Below are 5906 nucleotides of genomic sequence, written 5' to 3' on the forward strand. Positions count from 1 at the left end.
CAACTCACTTGACGAGACCCACTCGTACGGCGGCAAGCCAGGCAGCCGACTACGCCAAGGCCGCAGCCAAGGCCGCCAACGAGGCCGCCGATCAAGCGGGCCATGCTGTCGACGCGGCAAAGCAGGCCACCGACCACGCCAACGCCGCCAGCGTGGCGGCCAAGGCCGCGACCGACGCCGCTGCCCAGGCCACGAAGGTCTTCGACGCCGCGCGCGCCGCCGATGACGTGCGGTTGGCCGTGCAGGCAGATCAGGCCGACTCTGACGCTCGGGCCGCGTTCGCTGCCATTGACAACCTCAGGGGCGCCCTCGCGTGGGATGCCGCCGAGGCCGCCCGCCGCGACGCCGAGACCAACCGGCTGATCGCTGAGGCCACCTCACCAGGCGCGGATCGGGCCGTGGTGGTGGCCGATGGCCGCAAGGTGGCGCTACGGCTGGCCACCACAGGCGGCCCATGGACCAAGGCCGCCGCCACCGCCGCGCTGTCCGGCTCGGACATCGAGGTCGCCGAGTTCGTACGGAATGGCATCCCTGTCGCGGCTGGTCAGGACGACCGGGTCATCCTGACCAGCCTCGCCCTGACCGGTACGGAGGACATGCGGGCTGCGGCCACCACCGCACTGGCTGGCACAGACGCCGACGTGCAGACCTTCCTCCAGAACCGGGACTACGACGGCCGCGAAATCGATGATCGGATCCAGATCAACAAGATCATGGCCGCCGCTCGGGCGGCCGGCGGCACTGTCTTGGTGCAGACCGCGCAAGAGGCATTGCGCGCCAACACCGACAAGGCTCGCCGCCAGTTCCTGAGTGCCGACCAATACACCGCGGCGGCACAGGACGATCGGATTCGGGTCAACAAGGTCATGTCCGCTGGAGGCCGGGAGGTCAAGGCCGCCGCCCAGGCAGCCCTGGACGGGCCGCCGACGATGCTGCGGCAGTTCCTGGACATCGGGCAGTACGCCGCAGCTCGTCGCGATCAGAATACCGCCGCGCACAACGCCCTGGTCGCAGGATTGGTCGCCCAAGCCACGCAAGCCGCAGCGATGGCCACGCACGACGCGTACGACGCCCACGCCGCGGCGGCGCGGGCATGGGGCGCGGCCAAGGACGCCGACACCTACGCCCGGCAAGCCATCGACGCGGCCAAGGACGCCGATACGTACGCCCAGCAGGCCGCCGGCTCGGCTCGCGACGCGGAGAACTTCGCCCGGCAAGCCGCAGACTCAGCCAAGACCGCGTGGACGGCGGCCACTGCCGCACAGGATTCGGCGGCCCAGGCCGCAAACTCGGCCGTATTGGCCGACGCCTCAGCCAACCAAGCCGCTGGCTACGCCACAAACGCCTATAACAAAGCGAAAGATGCCTACGCGTCGGCGAAGGCCGCCGGCAAGGACGCCAAGGACGCCATCGACGCGGCCACGGACGCCACCAAGAGTGTCATCGCCAAAGCCTCCAACGAGAAGGAGAAACAAGAAAAAGCCGGGATCGAGGCGTGTAAGGCCAGCATCCCGGACAGCAGCAGTAAAGAATACACCCAGTGCGTGTGGCTGGCCGCCGGTACCGACAGCGAGCGAGCCACGGTCATCGCCATCCGAAGCGAAGCATGCGCATATACGCTCCCGGCGGGGAGTCCGGCGTTCCAGAACTGCATCAGCATGCGGAACATCCTCAGCGCCAACTTCGCGCCCACCACGTGGATGAAATACCTCCCAGATCTCAAGAACCTCGACCTGAGGGCCCTGGCGATCGGGACGTTGGTGACCGTTGGCTTGGTCGCGTTGACCATAGTCTGTGAGCCGTGCGGGGCGATCGCGGGCGGAGCGCTACTGTCAGTCGCCCCGGAAGGTGCGGCGCTGGCAGCATGGCTACCGATGACGGCCGGAGGCCTGCTGGCGGGCGCCGAGGTAGGCGCGGGCGTGATCACCGCGCGAGCGGTCAGCGCTCAACTCGAAGCCACCACAGTCGAAACCCAAGCGGCGCAGGCTAAACTCGCTGGACAAGTCGCCAAGATTGCCGACGATAGTTCCGGGTTGACGACCTTGGACCACATTGCGCTCGGTCTTGAGTCTTCAGACATTGAAAAATTCGCCAAGACACTGGGTGCACGTACACTGATGAACGACAAAGATTGGAGGGGAACGGTTTGGACGGCCGGAGAACTGCTTCAGGTGTATCCGTCGTCTTTCCGGGTATCCTTCAGTCTTGACGGTATGGAGGGGGTCGATAAGGGGGTGGAATCCGCCGTCGGGACAGCAATTTTGAGAAATGCTCGACAGATTGGTGGCGCCACCGACCTGGAGCTGGCCTTCTTTAAGGATCTAGGGGTCCTGGCGAAGGTTGATTTCTATATCGGCGGCAAATTGCAGGCCAATCCCTTCTGACATTAAAGGGTTGACGTGGAAAATATGAAAATACCTCTCAATTTTGATCGACGGTTCCAGCTTTGGTCGTACGACGTAAGTCACAGCGTCCTGCTCCTCAGGAGTAACCGCGACGGTGTTCATTCGACTCGGATCGATTTGATGTTCCGGGCAGTGACTGAGCTGAGGCTGCGTCATCGAGTGGATGACCTCTCCATTGACATCCTCGGCGAGGGTGATAAACGCATCGGACTCTTGGGTGTGGTAATCAATCCTGACCGGTATACGTTTACCGTTTCGTCTCATGACTTTCCTGTAGGTTACATTAATGCTGGCAGCTTGTATTTTTCGGAAGACCGTTTGTCGTCGGGAGAGCCTTCTTCTATCGACAATGATGAGCTGGCAAGCCATGTAGTTAGGTCAGGGCGCTACATATAGCAAGTTAGGTATAGACTGAATTGAACTGCACTGCAGCTCCATAAGACTGTCGAGTTCGATAGCAGGGTCGCGGCTACTAAAAGGTCGAGATCCTGCTATCGACACTCTGTAGGGCCCGAGAACTCGTCGCTGCAGCTCAGGATGCGTAGCGCTACTCGTTGATGAATCCTCCAGGGATCCGGGTCCGCAGGGGCCTGGGGGCGTCAAACCGGCTGCGACAAGTGGTCGCTCCTGGGCGTCGGGTGGTCGCTGGCCCTTTGGGGCCGGTGTGGCCAATACCTATTGTAGTGATCTTGGTATGCGGCGAGGACCCAGTGCGTGCCGAAACTGCGTCCATGCAGTTCAAGCGGCGTGCCAGTATTCGTGGAGGACGCCGTCCATCTGGTCCCGCTGATGAATCGCGAGGTGTTTGATCCGGTCGGGTTCGAGGGTTGGGGCAGGGCTCGCGCGGGTGCTGCGGCGGCGAGTGATCGGTGGGTTCGGTGCAGGTTGTAGTGCCGGTTGTACTCGTGCGGCGCGTGCCGGAGGTGGGTCTGATTCCAGATCAGTGTGCGGTCCAGCAGTTCAGCGCGCGGCGTCGTGACGCGGCGTTCGGTGATCGCGTTCATGCGGGGCATTCGGACAGCGGTCAGCTTCCGGACCCTTACCCCCTTGCCTGGCTCCGAGATTACGCCGCGTTCCAGCCGCCGCAGAGCTACCGCTACCTCGCGCAGCGCGATCCTGAACCGCTACACGAGTTGGCGCGCGTCAGGCAGTAGGCGCGATGTAGTCGTCGGGCCTGATCGTTGCTGTCATGACGCTGCGGGTTGAGCGGAGTGTGGCGACGCATGCTCATCGTGACGCCACGGCCGGTGCGCCAAGTGCCGCGAGCCATAAGTACCGTGCCTGTCTGGTCGACCCGTTCCGCGAGCACTCGCGCCGCCGCCGCGCCGAGGCCCCCGCCGTGTCCGTGGCCACGCTGCTCGACGAGATCAAGACTCTCGGCTACACCGGCAGCCAGAACCTGTTGTGCCGCTACATCCACCAAGGCCGCGTCGAGGCCGACCGCCCAGCAGTCTCCGCCCGGCGCCTCAGGGGCCTTCTGTGCTCTGCCCCCGGACTGCTCACCCCAGACGACCGGGAACTCGTCGAGGCCCTCACCGCAGCCTGCCCCGAGATGACCGCACTGGGCGGACACATCCGCGCCTTCGCCGCGCTGCTGGCCCCAACCTCCGCCAACGCGCGGCGCCTGCGGGAGTGGACGGCCGCCGTCGGCGAGGACGACCTCCTCCACTTGCACTCCTTCGTCCGCGGCCTGCGGCAAAACCACAACGCGGTCCTCGCCGGCTCACCCTCCCGTTCCACAACGGCAGAACCGAGGGCGTCAACACAAAACCAAGCTGATCAAGAGAACGATGTACGGCCGTGCAGGCTTCCTCTTGTTACGCCAGATGATCCTACTCAACTAACTCCAACCCTACGAAAATCTTGTCAGAGCCGAAAATTTAACAGTCCCGGGGACCGGATCAGCGAGCACATTGGAGCAGCATGGATGGTTCAGGGGTGGCCGAGCACCGCAGGATCGTCGTGGTGGATGTTGAGGGGTTCGGTGATCCGCGGCGGACGTTGCCGCATCAGCGTGTGGTCCGCGACGGCATGTACCGCATCGTGCGGGAGGCGTTCGAGGCGATCCAAGTGCCCTGGGATCGGTGTCACGCGGAGGACCGCGGCGACTCGGTGTTCGTTCTGGTTCCCCCAGATATCCGCAAGGCGCCGTTCGAGGAGGTCATGCCGGTCGCACTGACTCGGGCGGTGCGTGGACATAGTCTGACCAGCCCACCGCAGCAGCGGATCCGGTTGCGGCTGGCCGTGCATGCCGGCGAGGTCGCGTTCGACGAGCACGGCGTCACCTCCACATCGGTGCTGACCGTGTTCCGGCTGCTCGATGCCGAGCCGCTCAAGACCGCACTCACTGGCTCGCCCGGGAACCTGGCGAGGATCGTATCGGAGTGGATCTTCGACGAGATCGTGCGCCACAGCGCTGTGATCGACCCCGAAACGTTCCGACGGGTGCCGGTTGTGGTCAAAGAAACCTCGATGACTGCGTGGATCGCACTGCCGGACCCCCGTATCCCTCAGCGGCCCTGCCAGGCGCCGAGCCGAGCAGGCGCGATACCCAGCACACACCACAATCACCGGTTCAGCCAGCGACGCTGGACGCGCACTCGCCCGCAGACCAACCCGGCCCGACAGTCACGATGGCCGCGAACACCTGGGACTGCGCTCGGGTGTATCAGGCTGGTCGCGACCAACACATCACCGAACGGAGTGACCGGTGAGTCACAGCGACCACGACACCTCGGACGAGGAGCAGACCGGACCCATACCGAGGATTCACCTGTCCGCCCACGCGTCCGGCGATGCACAGGTGAACCAGGCCGGCCGGGACCAACACTTCCACTACGTCGACGGCGCACACGACCAACGCCGCACCACACCCGGCACGCTCGTGCGCGAGTGCCCCTATCCCGGTCTGGCCGCGTTCGGGCCGGACCAGGCCCAGTGGTTCTTCGGTCGCGACGACCTGACCGCAGACCTGATCGCCCGCCTGGATCGGCGCCTGACCACCGGCGGACTGCAGATGGTGGTGGCACCGTCCGGAGCCGGGAAATCCTCCCTCCTGCGAGCAGGATTACTGCCCCGACTCGGCCAGGCCACCTTGCCCGGCTCGGACCGGTGGCCAACAGTGCTGTTCACCCCGACCGCCGATCCGGTACGCGCGCTGGCCGACCAACTCGCGCACCTGACCGGCGACGAGCCAGCCATCATGGCTGGGCTGCTGGTCAGCGACTCGACCGGATGCGTCACGTTGCTGAACCGGGTGCTGCGAGACCGCGGCAGTGGATCCCAGCCGGCGCGGGTCGTGGTGGTAGTGGATCAGTTGGAGGAACTGTTCACCCAGTGCTCGGACGAACCCCAGCGGCGGACGTTCCTTAGCCTGTTGGAGCAGATCGCGGGCGGACCCGTCGATCTAGTAGCGTGTCGCTGCTTAGTTGTGGTGGCTGTGCCTGGGAGGCTGTGGTCTGACAGGTTCCCCTCCCTGTCGGACAAGGACTACCGCCATGG

The 5906-nt window shown here is 64.7% G+C and carries 6 protein-coding genes; 2 read left to right on the forward strand and 4 right to left on the reverse strand.

The window, feature by feature from the left end:
• Positions 1-2384, forward strand: a 2384-nt coding sequence (locus F0L68_RS37240) for an ALF repeat-containing protein (RefSeq protein WP_188317036.1), incomplete at its 5' end; no start/stop codon positions are given.
• On the opposite strand, the gene F0L68_RS37245 is transcribed toward F0L68_RS37240, so the two are convergent.
• The 4 genes from F0L68_RS37245 to F0L68_RS37260 all read right to left on the reverse strand — a co-directional run bounded on the left by F0L68_RS37245 (position 2322) and on the right by F0L68_RS37260 (position 4682).
• Positions 2322-2669: a hypothetical protein gene (locus tag F0L68_RS37245; protein WP_223199481.1), complete on the reverse strand. Its 348-nt coding sequence runs from the start codon at positions 2667-2669 to the stop codon at positions 2322-2324. The genes F0L68_RS37240 and F0L68_RS37245 overlap by 63 nt on opposite strands.
• Positions 2670-3004: 335 nt before the next feature.
• Positions 3005-3418 (reverse strand): hypothetical protein, encoded by a 414-nt coding sequence (locus tag F0L68_RS37250; protein WP_223199482.1) that lies wholly within the window; start codon positions 3416-3418, stop codon positions 3005-3007.
• Positions 3419-3501: 83 nt separating this feature from the next.
• A complete protein-coding gene (locus tag F0L68_RS42865) occupies positions 3502-4074 on the reverse strand; it encodes a hypothetical protein (protein WP_188317037.1) in 573 nt (190 codons plus the stop codon).
• Between the two features lie 263 nt (positions 4075-4337).
• On the reverse strand, positions 4338-4682 hold the full coding sequence (locus tag F0L68_RS37260; RefSeq protein WP_149854622.1) for a hypothetical protein: 345 nt from the start codon (positions 4680-4682) through the stop codon (positions 4338-4340).
• 433 nt (positions 4683-5115) lie between these two features.
• On the opposite strand from F0L68_RS37260, the gene F0L68_RS37265 reads away from it, so the two are divergent.
• Positions 5116-5906, forward strand: a 791-nt coding sequence (locus F0L68_RS37265; protein ID WP_149854623.1) for an ATP-binding protein, incomplete at its 3' end; no start/stop codon positions are given.

Source organism: Solihabitans fulvus, assembly GCF_008386585.1.
GTDB classification, from domain to species: Bacteria; Actinomycetota; Actinomycetes; order Mycobacteriales; family Pseudonocardiaceae; genus Solihabitans; species Solihabitans fulvus.